This is a genomic window from Citrobacter braakii (assembly GCF_009648935.1).
Classification (GTDB): domain Bacteria; phylum Pseudomonadota; class Gammaproteobacteria; order Enterobacterales; family Enterobacteriaceae; genus Citrobacter; species Citrobacter braakii.
This window is the reverse complement of the sequence record NZ_CP045771.1, coordinates 4468202-4483716: the sequence shown is the minus strand read 5'-3', so window position 1 is coordinate 4483716 and position 15515 is coordinate 4468202. Positions and strand designations below refer to the sequence as shown.

The 15515-nt window shown below is 50.6% G+C and carries 17 protein-coding genes; 6 read left to right on the top strand and 11 right to left on the bottom strand.

The features are described 5' to 3' along the window. Window positions 1–4 precede the first annotated feature (4 nt). Genes GFC06_RS21230 through citC form a run of 3 tightly spaced genes read right to left on the bottom strand, consistent with a single transcriptional unit; the run spans window position 5 to window position 2279 of the window. A complete protein-coding gene (locus tag GFC06_RS21230; protein WP_019076252.1) occupies window positions 5–913 on the bottom strand; it encodes an aldolase/citrate lyase family protein in 909 nt (302 codons plus the stop codon). Next, window positions 910–1206 (bottom strand): citrate lyase acyl carrier protein, encoded by a 297-nt coding sequence (citD, locus tag GFC06_RS21225; RefSeq protein ID WP_003831276.1) that lies wholly within the window; start codon window positions 1204–1206, stop codon window positions 910–912. Before citD ends, GFC06_RS21230 begins: the two co-directional genes overlap by 4 nt. Beyond that, window positions 1203–2279, bottom strand: coding sequence for a [citrate (pro-3S)-lyase] ligase (gene citC / locus GFC06_RS21220; RefSeq protein WP_016152224.1), 1077 nt, complete (start codon window positions 2277–2279; stop codon window positions 1203–1205). Before citC ends, citD begins: the two co-directional genes overlap by 4 nt. 389 nt (window positions 2280–2668) lie before the next feature. Here citC and dpiB point away from each other — a divergent pair, with 389 nt between their 5' ends. After that, on the top strand, window positions 2669–4330 hold the full coding sequence (gene dpiB / locus GFC06_RS21215) for a sensor histidine kinase DpiB (RefSeq protein WP_046274583.1): 1662 nt from the start codon (window positions 2669–2671) through the stop codon (window positions 4328–4330). Beyond that, a complete protein-coding gene (gene dpiA, locus GFC06_RS21210) occupies window positions 4299–4979 on the top strand; it encodes a two-component response regulator DpiA (RefSeq protein ID WP_016152226.1) in 681 nt (226 codons plus the stop codon). The genes dpiB and dpiA overlap by 32 nt, the downstream gene beginning before the upstream one ends. Window positions 4980–5128: 149 nt before the next feature. Here the strand turns inward: dpiA and dcuC are convergent, their stop codons facing one another. After that, a complete protein-coding gene (dcuC, locus tag GFC06_RS21205) occupies window positions 5129–6511 on the bottom strand; it encodes an anaerobic C4-dicarboxylate transporter DcuC (RefSeq protein WP_153690623.1) in 1383 nt (460 codons plus the stop codon). A 451-nt stretch (window positions 6512–6962) separates the two neighbouring features. On the opposite strand from dcuC, the gene pagP reads away from it, so the two are divergent. Together pagP and cspE are read left to right on the top strand one after the other, a co-directional pair. Then, on the top strand, window positions 6963–7526 hold the full coding sequence (gene pagP / locus GFC06_RS21200) for a lipid IV(A) palmitoyltransferase PagP (RefSeq protein ID WP_016155963.1): 564 nt from the start codon (window positions 6963–6965) through the stop codon (window positions 7524–7526). 189 nt (window positions 7527–7715) lie between these two features. Beyond that, the gene (cspE, locus tag GFC06_RS21195; protein WP_000034825.1) at window positions 7716–7925 is read left to right on the top strand and encodes a transcription antiterminator/RNA stability regulator CspE; all 210 of its coding nucleotides are present in this window, start codon (window positions 7716–7718) and stop codon (window positions 7923–7925) included. A gap of 51 nt (window positions 7926–7976) precedes the next feature. On the opposite strand, the gene crcB is transcribed toward cspE, so the two are convergent. Beyond that, window positions 7977–8360, bottom strand: a complete 384-nt coding sequence (crcB, locus tag GFC06_RS21190; RefSeq protein WP_003831281.1) for a fluoride efflux transporter CrcB — start codon at window positions 8358–8360, stop codon at window positions 7977–7979. 90 nt (window positions 8361–8450) lie between these two features. Between crcB and GFC06_RS21185 the strand changes: the two genes are divergently transcribed. Together GFC06_RS21185 and tatE are read left to right on the top strand one after the other, a co-directional pair. Then, window positions 8451–9239 (top strand): deaminated glutathione amidase, encoded by a 789-nt coding sequence (locus GFC06_RS21185; protein ID WP_153690622.1) that lies wholly within the window; start codon window positions 8451–8453, stop codon window positions 9237–9239. A 128-nt stretch (window positions 9240–9367) separates the two neighbouring features. Then, the gene (gene tatE / locus GFC06_RS21180; protein WP_016152230.1) at window positions 9368–9571 is read left to right on the top strand and encodes a twin-arginine translocase subunit TatE; all 204 of its coding nucleotides are present in this window, start codon (window positions 9368–9370) and stop codon (window positions 9569–9571) included. Between the two features lie 76 nt (window positions 9572–9647). Here the strand turns inward: tatE and lipA are convergent, their stop codons facing one another. The 6 genes from lipA to mrdB form a co-directional block, all read right to left on the bottom strand. Beyond that, window positions 9648–10613 (bottom strand): lipoyl synthase, encoded by a 966-nt coding sequence (gene lipA, locus GFC06_RS21175; RefSeq protein ID WP_003022702.1) that lies wholly within the window; start codon window positions 10611–10613, stop codon window positions 9648–9650. A 206-nt stretch (window positions 10614–10819) separates the two neighbouring features. Next, on the bottom strand, window positions 10820–11461 hold the full coding sequence (gene lipB / locus GFC06_RS21170) for a lipoyl(octanoyl) transferase LipB (protein WP_016152231.1): 642 nt from the start codon (window positions 11459–11461) through the stop codon (window positions 10820–10822). Window positions 11462–11557: 96 nt separating this feature from the next. Next, the gene (ybeD, locus tag GFC06_RS21165) at window positions 11558–11821 is read right to left on the bottom strand and encodes a DUF493 family protein YbeD (protein WP_003022706.1); all 264 of its coding nucleotides are present in this window, start codon (window positions 11819–11821) and stop codon (window positions 11558–11560) included. Window positions 11822–11927: 106 nt separating this feature from the next. Beyond that, a complete protein-coding gene (gene dacA / locus GFC06_RS21160; protein ID WP_003022711.1) occupies window positions 11928–13139 on the bottom strand; it encodes a D-alanyl-D-alanine carboxypeptidase DacA in 1212 nt (403 codons plus the stop codon). A 142-nt stretch (window positions 13140–13281) separates the two neighbouring features. Further along, window positions 13282–14391, bottom strand: a complete 1110-nt coding sequence (gene rlpA, locus GFC06_RS21155) for an endolytic peptidoglycan transglycosylase RlpA (protein ID WP_047359497.1) — start codon at window positions 14389–14391, stop codon at window positions 13282–13284. 10 nt (window positions 14392–14401) lie between these two features. After that, entirely contained in the window at window positions 14402–15514 is a 1113-nt protein-coding gene (gene mrdB / locus GFC06_RS21150) for a peptidoglycan glycosyltransferase MrdB (protein WP_006685529.1), read from the bottom strand. Between the last annotated feature and the right edge of the window lies 1 nt (window position 15515).

Here is a 15515-nt window from a genome sequence, read left to right as displayed (position 1 = left end):
TGCCTTATTCTTCGCGAATGCCGGAAAGTTCTGCACGGGAGATAACCAGAAGGGCGCGCTCGATAACCGGGCTGTCGACCATTTTGCCGTTCAGGGAAACTACGCCACGGCCTTCGCGAGCGGCGGCTTCAGCGGCTTCCACGACCAGGCGCGCGTGAGCCAGCTCTTTGCGTGTCGGCGCGTACAGGTTGTGCAGGAGCTCGATCTGGCGCGGGTTGATGAGCGACTTACCGTCGAAACCCAGTTGTTTGATGTGTGCGGCTTCATGCAGGAAACCTGCTTCGTTGTTGGCATCGGAATAAACGGTGTCGAACGCCTGAATGCCGGCAGAGCGTGCCGCCTGCAAAATAGAGCAGCGGGCAAACAGCAGTTCAGTCCCTTCCGCAGAGCGCTCAGTGCGCAGGTTACGCACATAATCTTCCGCACCCAGTGCAATACCGATCAGGCGCTCGGAAGCGTGGGCAATTTCTACCGCGCGGGTAATGCCTAACGGCGATTCGATGGCAGCTAACAGACCGGTACTGCCGGGCTCACGGCCACAGGCTTTCTCGATACGCAGGATTTCGCTTTCGATGTCGATGACATCCTGCGCGGTATCGGTCTTCGGTAAACGCACGATGTCAGCGCCGCCGCGTACCACGGCTTCGAGATCGTTAATGCCCCATTCGGAGTCGAGGGCGTTTACGCGCACGATAGTTTCAACGTCGTGATACAGCGGATGCTGCAGCGCGTGGTACACCATACGGCGAGCAGTATCTTTCTCGCGCAGCGCGACGGAGTCTTCCAGGTCGAACATCAGCGCATCTGCCGGATAGATGAACGAGTTGCTGACCATGGCGGCATTGGCGCCCGGTACGAACAGCATGCTGCGGCGGGTACGGGTTTTACGTTGCTGCAAAGATTCACTAATCACTGGCAATCCTCCCATGGCAGTGCAGGAATACCGCCAGCGCGGGCCAGTAGTGCTTCCAGTCGCGCACGTAAAATGCAGTCCAGTGCGCCTTTATCATCAACATTTAATTGCACGCCGCGTACGTTGTAGCGGGACAGAACGTCCAGAATGGTGGCCCGGATGGCATCACCGAACTGCTTTTCGACGCTACTGTTAACCTGCAGGTCAATATCCTGCGAATCGAGTGGGGCGATGCGAATCATCACATCACCGGACTCGAGTGTGCCTGCGACGGCTGCCTGGTTTATTTTCATTTTTCACCTGTTGCTAATGCGGGGGTATTTTGGCGGACTGCCGCACCCGATGAGGCCCGCTCAACCATGCTTTGCAGATAGTGCAGCGTGGCGTCAGGGACCAGGGATGCGATAGCCGTGAGATCTTTTTTAACCAGCAGCTTGCGCACCCAGGAGGCAGAAATCGGCATCTCCTGGAAGCACAGCCGCTCAATTTCCACCAGTTCAATCGGTGGGGCGGGAAGCGTTGGGGTCTCCAGCCAGTAGCGCATATCGTTGTTGTACTGGGAGGTGACGGTGCAATACGGCTCGGTACCGACGAAGCGGTGCGTGACGCCAAGAGCCGGGGCCAGATACTGGCGGAAGATTTTCAGGTCTATTTCGGTATAGCAGTGGTTAATAACGCTCTGCTCTTTGATGAAGTAGCACGGGAATGTGGCGCGGGAAATGATGTATTCCGAACCGCGATGAACGGTTAAACGTGGAATGTCTTTTGTCCCTTTAAGCACCAGATCCAGTCGGTCTTCATACGGAAAACGCGAGGTATCTTCTTTCACCAAAAACAGATGCAGCCAGTCACATTGCGCGGCTGCTTGTTGGATCAGAAAACGATGTCCGTTGGTGAAGGGGTTGGCGTTCATGACGATACAGCCAATTTTTTTCCCTTCATGGCGCTGTTTCGCCAGTGATTCAGCGTAGCGTTTCAGACGTGTGGTGCTGTTTTCCATCAGCACCATAATGCCGGGAACGCTGGTCAGCGTAGAAAAACCGCACTGCTTAAACAGCGACTCGTACTCGGTTTTGGTATAGATGAAGAGGTGCGTACAGTGGCGCTCATAGGCGAGGTTGATTAACTCGGTCGCCAGCGTCAACGCTAAGCCTTCACCCCTTACGGATTCGCAGATGGCGACGCACTTTATGATATTGCCGGCAATGCCGCCGCAGGCAATCAGGCGGTCATCACGGGTGACGGTGATAAATACTTCGACAGTTGTATCAACGCTCAAATCATTCTCTTTCAAAAATTGCGCGATAGCCGCCATCTTTTTATTTTCTGAGCGTTTAACTTGCGTGAATATATTATTACCGAACATAGTGAATAGAGCCCCGATGCTATATTTGTTACTGGGTTTCTGTTTTTGTTGCTCTGTTTAGCAACCTGATAACTTCTTGTTTGCAATTGAAGGGAATGTTTTTTTATTACGGAGTATTTCTTTTTTTCCCTGCTGCATACATCGTAAGGAGTATTTTGGAGGTAATTTTTGATTTATTTCACAATAAGTTAGAAGGTTTTAATGTGTTTTATGGTTTTAAGTTTTTTAATTAATTTAACTCCGAAATAGCGTGTGGTTTTAATTTGTTTAATTGATTTAAGGTGGGGAATCTGCAACGATCCTGTTTTATACCGCGACTTGCAAATAAAACATTTTTATTACAACTACAATGAGAAATAAGTTTCAGGTATCGTCGCTGAGGAAGAAATATGGCAGAGCAGAAAAATAAAACACGGTTTCCTTTTTTTCGCAGTCTGGCGTTTCCATTGCGTATCTTTCTGCTTATTTTGGTCGTTTCTGTTTTTATTATCGCCGCGTTAGCACAATACTTTACCGCCAGTTTTGAAGATTATCTGGCAACGCATGTCCGCGATATGGCGATGAACCAGGCCAAAATCATCGCCTCTAACGACAGTATCATCGCGGCGGTGAAGCATCGTGATTACAAGCGTCTGGCGACCATTGCCGACAAACTGCAGAGCGGGACTGACTTCGACTATGTGGTGATCGGGGATACCAACTCTGTCCGCCTTTACCACCCAAATCCGGAAAAAATTGGCTACCCGATGCAGTTCACCAAACCCGGCGCGCTGGAAAGAGGGGAAAGTTACTTTATTACCGGCAAAGGGTCGATTGGGATGGCGATGCGCGCCAAAACGCCCATCTTTGATGACGATGGCAAAATCATTGGCGTGGTCTCAATTGGCTATCTGATCAGTAAAATCGATAGCTGGCGATCGGACTTTTTACTCCCAATGGCAGGGGTGTTTATCCTGCTGTTACTGGTACTTATGCTGCTCTCCTGGTTATTTGCCGCCCATATTCGCCGACAGATGTTGGGGATGGAGCCTAAGCAAATTGCGCGGGTAGTGCGTCAGCAGGAAGCGCTATTCAGCTCGGTATATGAAGGTTTGATCGCCGTGGATCCTGATGGGTATATCACCGCAATAAACCGCAGCGCGAGGAAAATGCTGGGGTTGTCTTCGCCTGGACGAAAGTGGCTTGGAAAACCGGTTAGTGAGGTGGTTCAGCCGACTGACTTTTTCACCCAGCAGATTGCGGAAAAACGACAGGACGCGATGGTGAACTTTAATGGCCTGAGCGTTATCGCTAACCGTGAGGCGATTCGCTCCGGCGATGAACTGCTTGGGGCAATCATCAGTTTTCGTAGTAAAGATGAAATTGCTACTCTTAATGCGCAATTAACGCAGATCAAACAGTATGTAGAGAGCCTGAGAACGCTGCGTCATGAACACCTTAACTGGATGTCGACCATTAATGGCCTGCTGCAAATGAAAGAGTATGACCGGGTGCTGGCAATGGTGCAGGGGGAATCGCAGGCGCAACAGCAACTGATTGACAGCCTGCGCGGCGCGTTTGCCGATCGTCAGGTAGCCGGTCTGTTGTTTGGCAAGGTGCAGCGTGCGCGTGAACTGGGCCTCACTATGACTATCGTTCCTGGCAGTCAACTGCATCAACTCCCCGAGGGGCTGGATAGCACAGAGTTTGCAGCAATTGTTGGCAATCTGCTTGATAATGCATTTGAAGCGAGCTTGCGCACCCAGCAAGGCAACAAGATCGTCGAACTCTATTTGAGCGATGAAGGGGATGACGTGATCATCGAAGTTGCCGATCAGGGATGCGGTGTACCGGAAGCATTGCGTGAAAAAATATTTGAACAGGGTGTGAGCACCCGTACCGATGAACCAGGTGAACATGGCATCGGTTTGTATCTGATTGCAAGTTATGTGAGGCGCTGTAACGGGGTGATTACACTCGAAGATAACTCCCCCTGCGGCACCTTATTTTCTTTATTTCTTCCGAAAGTGAAAAAAAATAATGACGGAACCATTAACGCTATTGATCGTTGAGGATGAAACGCTACTGGCGGAAATGCATGCTGAATATATCCGCCATATACCCGGTTTCAGCCAGATTTGGCTGGCGGGTAATCTTGCGCAAGCGAGGATGATGATTGAGCGTTTTAAGCCCGGTTTGATTCTGCTCGATAACTACTTGCCGGACGGCAAGGGAATTACGTTGTTGCATGAGCTAACCCAGACGCGTTATCCGGGCGGCGTGGTGTTTACCACGGCGGCCAGCGACATGGAAACGGTCTCCGAGGCCGTGCGCAGCGGCGCGTTTGATTATCTGGTTAAACCCATTGCCTACGAGCGCCTGGGACAGACGCTGACGCGTTATCAACAGCGCAGACGCATGTTGGCCGGTAATGACAGCGCCAGTCAAAAGCAGATTGATGAAATGTTTAATGCTTATGCGCGCGGCGAACCGAAAGGCGATTTGCCGACCGGAATTGATGCGTTAACGCTGAATGCGGTGTTGAAATTATTTGCCGATCCGACGGTACATCATACTGCGGAAACGATCGCCCAGGCGCTCACTATCAGCCGTACCACCTCCAGGCGCTACCTGGAGTACTGTGCCAGCCGTCATTTGATTATTGCGGAGATTATTCACGGTAAGGTGGGGAGGCCGCAGCGTATTTATCACGGCGGCTAATTCACGTCATCCTTGAAGCTGCCTCTTTGTGGGCTGCGTGAAGAAACCCCAGTCACATAATTATCTATGGTACTGGGGATGCCTTCACTTGCCGCTTTGAGGCAGCTTAAATGATTTTGCGTATCAAGGTCAGATGCTGATAGTTATCGTTAACCGCCAATCAGGGCGGACGTCGCCGGCACCATCACTTCAGTTGCGATAATCACAACCAGCAGTCCAACCAGAACCGGAACCGAGGTACGTTTCACTACTTCGAACGGAGAGATCTTTGCCATCCCTGCGACAGCGACAACCACACCGGAGACCGGAGAGATTGTGCGTCCAAGGTTTGATGCCTGCAGCATCGGGATAGCAAGGTAAGCCGGGTTAATACCAGAAGAGTGCGCCAGTTTCGGGATCATCTCAACGAAAGCATAGAAAGGTGCGTTACCGGACCCCGTGGTCATTGCCGCCAGCATAGTCAGGATCACCAGTACCAGCATCAGAATAATGCTCGCGGAGCCAAACGAGGTGGCGATAGAAATCAGACTCTGAATAAAGCCGATTGTGCTCAGACCCTGGGCAAAAACGCCCGCCGCGACTAACAGCATCACCACATTAGCAAAGGCATCCGCCATACCACGGTAGGCGACTTCCAGACCCGAGAAAACCTTCTGGGTGTTGAATCCTCGTACGAACTCCAGTACAGCAGCGATGAGCATGCACAGCACCAGAATCGTAATGATATGCAGCTGTGGGCCCCATTTCCCATCGAAAATCAGGACGCCAACGATCGGGGTAAATGGCAAGATGGCGTAAAACGACGGGGCGGTAGTGGTAATTTCAGCCACATCTAACATTTCATGAGAAATGTTCTCTTTTTTATCCAGATAACGCTGCCAGAAAAAGTGGGCAATCGCCATAGCAATGATGGCGGCAATGGAAATTGGCAACGTGGTTTTAAACGCGAAATCGATCAGCGGCATTTCCGCGGCTTTTGCAGCCAGCACTACATCACCGGATGTTGGCGAAAGAATAATAGCGGCTGGGGAGGCGCAAATGGCCGCTGCGGCGCCACGGCTAATCCCAACGTTAACCATGATCGGGAACAATGTCGCCATCAGCAATACGCCCAGACCGGTTGCTGAAGAGACCGCCAGGGACATCAGGCAGGCGACAAAATAGGCGGCAATCATAAGCAGATAAGGTGAATTGATATACTGCAGCGGCTTAGAGGCCAGCTTAACCACCATATCATTCGCGCCAATATGCGTCATGTAGGCGGCAAAACCACACAGCATCATAATCATCATGCCGAGATCGCCGCCACGGCTCATCAGCAAAATTTTAATATATTCAACAATGTCTGTTGCCGTATAGCCCGTCGTTGCTGCGCTAGACGGCAAAACTTTATGGCCCATCAACGCACTGATAATCAGCAAAACCAGACCGCCGACAAACAGTACGCCTGTCGCGGAATAACCTTTAATGATGTAGTGCGCTACACCCACAATAACCACAACCCCAATAAGGAGTTCAATAAATGTCAACATTGTTTCCCCTGTCGCATTGCTGCCCAGAAAGTTAAAAAACTAAAAAAAGTAAAAAGTGGTGACAGAATGTGCCTAATAAACAGATAACTCTTGCTGATTGAAATCAATAAAAATACGGATTCAAGCGATGGCTAAGCCGTTTTTTCAGCATCGCGATTAAAAAAACAATATCACAATAAAAAACTGTGAAGCGCAGCGTTGGTGTGTGTGTTTTGTGGTGATATTGATGACTTATTGTTAATTTATTGTGATGTTATTTAACTCTCGTCGCAGGAAAGCACAATTTATTGGCAATAAAGAGAAAATAGTTCCTATGAAATGGCTCAGTAAATAAAGGGATAACTTATAGGCTGAGGAATATTCTGATTTTTTATTTGCGCATTTTTGTTAAGCTGACATTAAGGTTGGGTTTGCTAAAATTAATAATAAATCCCAGGATGGTAATTAAGTTGTGATTTTCGCTAAACGATATTTTCTCATTTTTTCATTTATTTTTATTCAGTTAGCTTTCACTTCCCAGGCTGCTGCTGAAGATAAAGGCTGGTTTGCTACTTTTAAAGATAATGTCAGTGAAACCTGGCAGCAGCCGGAACATTATGATCTGTATGTACCTGCTATTACCTGGCATGCGCGTTTTGCCTACGATAAAGAAAAAACGGATCGCTACAATGAACGGCCGTGGGGTGCAGGATTTGGTCAATCCCGTTGGGATGATAAAGGTAACTGGCACGGACTTTATATCATGGCGTTTAAGGATTCCTACAATAAATGGGAACCCATTGGCGGCTATGGCTGGGAAAAAACCTGGCGACCGCTGGCTGATGAAAACTTCCATACGGGTCTCGGCTTTACCGCCGGTTTCACCGCGCGTGATAACTGGAACTACATTCCGGTACCGGTGCTGTTACCGCTGGCATCAATTGGTTATGGTCCGGCAACGTTTCAGATGACCTACATTCCTGGAACGTATAACAACGGCAACGTCTACTTTGCGTGGATGCGGTTCCAGTTTTGATGGACTACCTGTATTGTCAGGTGGTTTATTGTAAAGTCTTTTAAAAACATAGTGATAGGAAGTTTAACTGAAAAATAACGCGACATTTATCACTTTTTGATAAAGTTCGACTGGACAAAGTGCACCACAATTGTTGTACTGATACCCGACACAGCATTTGTGTCTATTTTTCATGTAAAGGTAATTTTGATGTCTAAGATTAAAGGTAACGTTAAGTGGTTTAATGAGTCCAAAGGATTCGGTTTCATTACTCCGGAAGATGGCAGCAAAGATGTGTTCGTACACTTCTCTGCAATCCAGACCAATGGTTTTAAAACTCTGGCTGAAGGTCAGCGTGTAGAGTTCGAAATCACTAACGGTGCCAAAGGCCCTTCTGCTGCAAACGTAATCGCTCTGTAAGCATACGACAGCAAGCATTCAAAACCCGCTTAATTGCGGGTTTTTTTCGCTTCAATGTGCGGGAGAGGCAGATACCAACCAGAATGCCAGAGCGGTCATCGCGAATGATCCCAACAGATTAACCAGTACATTCACCATAGCCCAACCAAAGCGTCCTTCCTGCAGTAAAAACACTACCTCAGCAGAGAAAGTGGAAAACGTTGTCAGTCCCCCGCAAAAGCCAGTAGTAATCAGCACCTTCCACATTGGGTCAATATTTGTCATGCGATTAAACCATGCCAGACCCATACCAATGATAAATGCGCCAAGTAAGTTTGCAGCCAGCGTACCGAATGGAATGGCCTGATGCAGCGGGTTAAACCGCATACTCAACATCCATCTTGCTACGCTACCTGTGCCACCACCGATAAAAACCGCTAAAAGGAGTTGTAACACTGCGTAATCCTGCTATTTGATTGTATAGAGGGTGAGTGTAACGCTGAATAATTGTTGTTGGCGAGCTTAACAAAGTTTTCTGGAGGGAATATGTTCGTTGCAGCAGGGCAATTTGCCGTGGGACCTTCATGGGAAAAAAATGCAGAAACCTGCGCCTTACTGATATCTCAGGCTGCAGGAGAGGGGGCGTCGCTACTGGTATTACCGGAGGCATTGCTGGCGCGTGACGATTTAGACCCTGACCTGTCAGTGAAATCAGCTCAGCTTTTGGAAGGTGGGTTTCTGACGCGTTTGTTGCGAGAAAGCGCACAAAATGAGATGACGACAATCCTGACGATTCATGTTCCCTCTGTGCCAGGCCGGGCATTTAACATGCTGGTGGCGCTACGGGCTGGTCGGGTAGTGGCCCATTACGCTAAATTACATCTCTATGACGCCTTTTCGATTCAGGAGTCACGTAATGTCGATGCAGGGGACGCCATAGCGCCGCTGCTGGACGTAGGCGGATTAAAAGTAGGGCTAATGACCTGCTATGACCTGCGCTTCCCTGAGCTGGCGCTGGCGCTCGCGTTGCAGGGGGCTGAGATTCTCGTTTTACCTGCGGCTTGGGTGCGGGGATCGTTAAAAGAGCATCACTGGGCCACGCTTTTGGCGGCAAGAGCGCTGGATGCCACGTGTTATCTGGTTGCGGCCGGAGAGTGCGGTAACAAGAATATCGGCCAAAGCCGGGTCATCGACCCCTTTGGCGTGACCATTGCGGCGGCGGCTGAAACGCCCGCGCTCATTATGGCCGAGGTTTCCGCCGAGCGGGTCAGGCAGGTCAGGGCACAACTTCCGGTGTTAAGTAACCGACGCTTTGCGCCACCGCAATTATTATGACGTTTTTTTAAACAAGGCTTGATTCACCTTGTTACAGATTGCTATTGTGTGCGCGCGTCGAAAGGCCGTTAATATTCTCAGGTTAATATGGCGCTTTATGTAGCCTGGTTTAAGTCAAGAAGGTATCTATGGGTGAGATTAGTATTACCAAACTGCTGGTGGTTGCCGCACTGGTTGTTCTGCTGTTTGGTACCAAGAAGTTACGTACTCTGGGTGGAGACCTGGGGACGGCAATCAAGGGCTTCAAGAAAGCAATGAACGACGATAATGCCGATGCCAAGAAAGAGGCTGATGGTAGCGTTCAGGCTGAGAAGCTTTCTCATAAAGAGTAATTCTGCAAACTCTGCATGAAAAAAACCGGCGATTTGCCGGTTTTTTATTGCTGATATGTAAGTGAGTATTACACGATTACTTCACTTCCAGCCCTTTGGCCTGCATGTCAGCATGGTATGAAGAGCGCACGAATGGACCGCAAGCAGCGTGGGTAAAGCCCATAGCCATGGCTTCTGCTTTCATCTCATCGAACTCATCCGGGCTTACATAGCGTTGAACCGGGAGGTGATGGCGGCTTGGCTGTAAATACTGCCCCAGCGTCAGCATGGTCACGCCATGGCTGCGCAGGTCGCGCATGACCTCAATGATTTCAGCATTAGTTTCACCCAGACCCACCATCAGACCCGATTTGGTCGGAATCTCCGGGTGCGCTTCCTTAAAGCGTTCCAGAAGCTTCAGCGACCAGTTGTAGTCAGCCCCAGGGCGTACATTACGATAAATACGCGGTACGTTTTCGAGGTTGTGGTTAAACACGTCCGGCGGTGTGGCTGTGAGGATATCCAGCGCGCGATCCATACGACCACGGAAGTCAGGCACCAGCGTTTCGATTTTAATCGACGGACTTTTCTCACGAATCGCGGTGATGCAGTCAGCAAAGTGCTGAGCGCCGCCGTCACGCAGATCGTCGCGGTCAACGGAGGTAATCACGACATAGCGCAGCGCCATGTCCGCAATTGTCTGAGCCAGTTTTAATGGCTCGTTGGCGTCAGGAGCAACCGGACGGCCATGGGCAACGTCACAGAATGGGCAACGGCGAGTACAGATTGCGCCGAGGATCATAAAGGTTGCTGTTCCGTGATTGAAACATTCAGCCAGGTTAGGGCAGGAAGCTTCTTCGCAGACAGAGTGCAGGCCATTTTTGCGCATTGCCGCTTTGATGCCCTGGATGCGAGTGGAGTCAGCTGGCAGTTTTATTTTCATCCATTCCGGTTTACGCAGCAGGGCTTCACGCTCTGTTGCCACATTTTTTACCGGGATAAGAGCCATCTTATCGGCATCGCGGTATTTAACACCGCGTTCCATCACAATGGGTTTACTCATAGCTTGCGTGTTCCAGTTGCGAATTACGAAGGAAAGCGTTTCAATTCAAGGGAATGTTGCATTTATCAACTATTTTTGAATTAGTGATACGCAGTATATCATTGAAACGGGCCAGAAAGCAGCCTGACAGGCTGGCAAAATGTAAAATAGTTGTTGTTTTGTGCCATTTGCCACAACATATGCCGTGGCAAAGTATGACCGTATTTTCAGTCCGCAATGTACTCGTGCGGTGGGTTACCCAACAGCGCGAAGATGTTGGCCAGCAGGCGGGGGCGAATGCTCTCGGTCGTGGCTGTGCTATCCCACTGCGATACTTTCGCCATCTCCATTCCGGCATAACCGCAAGGATTGATACGCAGGAAAGGTGACAAGTCCATATCCACGTTGAGCGCTAAGCCGTGAAATGAACATCCTTTACGGATACGTAATCCCAAAGAACAGATTTTCTTCTCACCCACATATACGCCAGGCGCATCGGCTCGCGGGTGGGCGTCAATGCCGATTTCCGCAAGGGTATTCACGACGGTTTGCTCCAGCAGCGTAACCAGTTCGCGCACGCCAAGTTTACGACGCTTCAGGTTCAACAGCACATACATAACCTGTTGGCCTGGTCCGTGGTAGGTCACCTGACCGCCACGATCGCTCTGGATCACCGGAATATCTCCCGGCATCAATACGTGCTCAGCTTTACCTGCCTGACCCTGGGTGAAGACAGGATAATGCTCTACCAGCCAGATTTCATCATGACTGTTTTCATCACGGGTATCGGTAAATTCATGCATGGCCAGAGAGACTGGCTCGTAAGGTTGAAGACCGAGCTGGCGGACCAGAATTTTATCCTGATACAAAACGGCATCTCCGTAGAGAATGTTAAAGAGGGGAAAAGTATATCACAGGGGGGAGGGGTTACCCGAGCGGGGATGCAGCGGGTAACCGACAGGTTTTTACAGCACCATGCGTACGATATCGATATTGCCTAATTCTTCGTACAACGTTTCAACCTGCTCAATGTGTGTAGCAGTGATGGTGATTGAGACCGAGTGGTAGTTGCCTTTGCTGCTCGGTTTTACCGTCGGAGAGTAATCACCTGGCGCATGGCGCTGTACCACTTCAACCACCTGATCAACCAGCTCAGGCAACGCCTGCCCCATTACTTTGTAAGTAAATGGAGTAGGGAATTCAAGCAGTTCGTTAAGTTTGGTTTTCATGTCAGCTCCGGCGTTACATCAAAAAATAATAACTCCCACTGCGCGTGGGAGTTATCTGGATACCTAGTATATGGGGACGTAAATCACACTTTCAAGTGTTCGATTTTTAGCCAAACCAGTGATGGAACATTAATTTAATGTAATCAATGATTTTCCCAAAGAAGTTGCCTTCAGGGATTTCCTGCAGCACCACCAGCGGGCGCTGTTCAATGGTTTTGCCATCCAACTGGAAGTTGATAGTGCCGACAACCTGGTTTTTCTGCAGCGGGGCGTGCAGTTCAGTGGTGTTCAACACATAGCTGGCTTTCAGATCTTTCATGCGGCCGCGCGGAATGGTCAGGTAGACGTCTTTATCAACGCCTAACGACGCACGATCGGTGTTACCAAACCAGGCTGGTTCTGAGGCAAATTCTTTACCCACTTTCAACGGGTTCACGGTTTCGAAGAAACGGAAGCCCCAGGTCAGCAGTTTTTTACTTTCGGTTTCTCGGCCTTTATAGGTGCGACCACCCATAACGGCGGAGATCAGACGCATCTGGCCTTCGGTTGCGGATGCAACGAGGTTATAGCCAGCCTTATCGGTGTGACCGGTTTTGATACCGTCGACATTCAGGCTGTTATCCCACAGCAGGCCGTTACGGTTTAACTGACGAATGCCGTTAAAGGTGAACTCTTTTTCTTTATAGATAGAGTATTCGTTAGGCACGTCGCGAATCAGAGCCTGACCAATCATCGCCATGTCGCGAGCCGAGCTGTACTGACCGTCAGCATCGAGACCATGAACGGTCTGGAAGTGGGTGTTTTTCAGGCCCAGCGCATTCACATAGCTGTTCATCAGGCCGACGAAAGCATCCTGGCTACCGGCTGCGAAGTCTGCCATCGCCACGCACGCGTCGTTTCCGGATTGCAGGTTAATACCACGGATCAGCTGAGAAACAGGAACCTGCATGCCTGGCTTGAGGAACATCAGCGATGAACCTTTGAAGACCGGGTTGCCCGTAGCCCATGCGTCATTGCCGACGGTGACCAGATCGGTTTCTTTGAATTTCCCGGCTTTCATCGCCTGGCCGATGACGTAGCTGGTCATCATTTTGGTCAGACTGGCGGGGTCGCGGCGAGTGTCTGCGTTCTGTTCTGCCAGAACTTTACCTGAATTGTAATCAATCAGGATATACGACTCCGCATCGATCTGCGGAACACCCGGGATCATGGTTTTAATATTCAGGTCATCGGCATGAGCAGCAGAGAGAGAGGCTGCGCAGAGAGCCGCGGTGAGCGCCATACGCTGCACGAAACGAGCGGAAAAAGTGGTCTTCATGGTCTGAACTACGACGTCCGTGATGAAATTAAAAAAAGTGCCCTACTATAGCAAATGCATAACTGGCAGGCATCTGACTTTCCGCGTGACTTTGTTAATGTCATTTACAGAAACTGACAGTTCAGATACCTGATTTACGTTATTACACGCCGGTGATGAAGGACTGTAATTGCGCCTCGGATTGAAGACGCTGCTGCAATGTGGAGGCTTCAGCTTTGCTGGCAAACGGCCCCATCTGGATCCGCCAGACTGCGCCGTTTTGTACCACCCGGCCAGGAACGCCAAACTGCTGGCTTAAACGCTTTTGATACTGCTGCGCGCGCGACTGCTCGCTTACTGCGCCAACCTGAACCACATAGCGTCCGTTGGCGGTTGCCGCAGGCGCAGGAGCTGTGACGGCTGCTGGGGTTGCTGCCGGCGCGGTTGACGTGACCGGTGCGGTGGTTGTCGATTGCGGCACCGGAGTCGGCTCGCTGCTTTCCAGCACGCCTGATGCGAGCGTGGTTGGCGCACCGAGGAATCCACTGCTGTTTACTGGCGCACCGGTTGGATCATCGCTTTTCAGCGTGGAATTACTGATCGGACGAATATCGCCTTGCGGCTGACCTGCATCCGATGGCGAAGGCATGCTTCCCATATTGCCGCCACCGCTTAAATCAGGACGCGCAGGCAAGGCATAAGTTTGTTTCGCGACAGTGGTACAAGCCATACCCGGTCCGGACAATGAACCATCCTGGGCGACGATGATTGGGTCGATACGCACTTTAGTGTTGTTGGAGGTGTTCAGACGATCGGCTGCGGCGCGCGAAAGTGAAATCACGCGATCGTTGCCATAAGGCCCGCGATCGTTAATGCGCACGACGATCATCCTGCCGTTCGCCAGATTGGTAATTCTGGCATAGCTGGGGACTGGCAGCGTCGGATGCGCAGCGGTCAACTGCATCGGATCGAACGCTTCGCCAGACGCGGTTAAGTTGCTTCCTGGTTCCGCATCATAGATAGCGGCAAGTCCGGCCTGGCTAAAGCGGGAGGGATCCTGCACGATTTTGTAGCTTTTACCATCACGCTGGTAGTCCTGATTCGCCGTTGGGTTCAGGGGTTCAAAGCGCGGATCGGCCCCGCTGATTTCAACAATCGGACCATTACACACCGCAGGCTGCGGCGCGACAGCAACCTGTTGCTGACCATCATCACTCGAACACGCCGCGAGCATTCCTGCTGCGATGCAGATACCAAGCCACTGCTTACGCATTGCGTACCCCTTACACGCTTTTCGACAACATTTTTCTATGGGTGTGGATCGACATAACAATCCCGAACCCGGCCATCAGCACGATAAGTGCCGAGCCTCCGTAACTGACCAGTGGGAGTGGAACCCCAACCACGGGCAGAATACCGCTCACCATACCAATATTTACGAAGACATAAACGAATAATATCAACATTAAGCCACCCGCCATGACGCGACCAAAGGTGGTTTGCGCGCGGGCAGCGATCCATAATCCGCGCATAATCAGCAAAATGTAGAGCGTCAACAGAATCAAGATCCCCACCAGACCCAGCTCTTCCGCTAAGACAGCAAAGATAAAGTCGGTGTGGCGTTCGGGTAAAAACTCAAGCTGCGATTGTGTACCATGCAGCCAGCCTTTGCCGCGTAACCCGCCGGAGCCAATAGCAATTTTAGACTGAATTATGTGATAACCCGCGCCCAGCGGATCGGTTTCCGGGTCGAGCAGCATCATGACGCGCTGACGCTGGTAATCATGCATCAGGAAGAACCACAGTATCGGGATAAACGCCGCGACCAGAACCACCGCAACGCCGATTAAGCGCCAGCTCAAACCAGAAAGGAACAAGACAAACAGACCGGAAAGAGCGACCAGAATTGAAGTGCCGAGGTCAGGTTGGGCGGCGACCAGCAGCGTGGGCATAAAAATCAGCACCAGCGCAATGGCGGTATTTTTTAGCGATGGTGGGCAAACGTCACGGTTAATAAAGCGCGCAACCATCAGCGGCACGGCGATTTTGGCAATTTCAGAAGGCTGAAAACGCACGATACCCAAATCCAGCCAGCGCTGCGCACCTTTGGAAATGGCGCCGAAGGCGTCTACCGCCACCAACAGAATGATGCAAAAGATATAGAGATAGGGCGCCCAGCCCTCATACACCCGGGGGGGAATTTGCGCCATCACTACCATGATGACCAGGCCCATTGCGATCTGGCCGACTTTGCGCTCCATCATGCCAATATCCTGGCCGCTGGCGCTCCAGATGACCAGTGAGCTGTAAACCAGCAAAGCCAGCAAAATAAGCAACATTGTGGGATCGATGTGGATTTTGTCCCAGAATGTTTTTTTGTTCGGATTATCCGTCACG

Bases quoted from the DNA above. Each gene is read 5' to 3' on its own strand.
- citD (WP_003831276.1), bottom strand. From the start codon at position 1,206: ATGAAAATAAACCAGGCAGCCGTCGCAGGCACACTCGAGTCCGGTGAT.
- citC (WP_016152224.1), bottom strand. From the start codon at position 2,279: ATGTTCGGTAATAATATATTCACGCAAGTTAAACGCTCAGAAAATAAA.
- dpiB (WP_046274583.1), top strand. From the start codon at position 2,669: ATGGCAGAGCAGAAAAATAAAACACGGTTTCCTTTTTTTCGCAGTCTG.
- dpiA (WP_016152226.1), top strand. From the start codon at position 4,299: ATGACGGAACCATTAACGCTATTGATCGTTGAGGATGAAACGCTACTG.
- dcuC (WP_153690623.1), bottom strand. From the start codon at position 6,511: ATGTTGACATTTATTGAACTCCTTATTGGGGTTGTGGTTATTGTGGGT.
- cspE (WP_000034825.1), top strand. From the start codon at position 7,716: ATGTCTAAGATTAAAGGTAACGTTAAGTGGTTTAATGAGTCCAAAGGA.
- GFC06_RS21185 (WP_153690622.1), top strand. From the start codon at position 8,451: ATGTTCGTTGCAGCAGGGCAATTTGCCGTGGGACCTTCATGGGAAAAA.
- tatE (WP_016152230.1), top strand. From the start codon at position 9,368: ATGGGTGAGATTAGTATTACCAAACTGCTGGTGGTTGCCGCACTGGTT.
- lipA (WP_003022702.1), bottom strand. From the start codon at position 10,613: ATGAGTAAACCCATTGTGATGGAACGCGGTGTTAAATACCGCGATGCC.
- ybeD (WP_003022706.1), bottom strand. From the start codon at position 11,821: ATGAAAACCAAACTTAACGAACTGCTTGAATTCCCTACTCCATTTACT.
- dacA (WP_003022711.1), bottom strand. From the start codon at position 13,139: ATGAAGACCACTTTTTCCGCTCGTTTCGTGCAGCGTATGGCGCTCACC.
- rlpA (WP_047359497.1), bottom strand. From the start codon at position 14,391: ATGCGTAAGCAGTGGCTTGGTATCTGCATCGCAGCAGGAATGCTCGCG.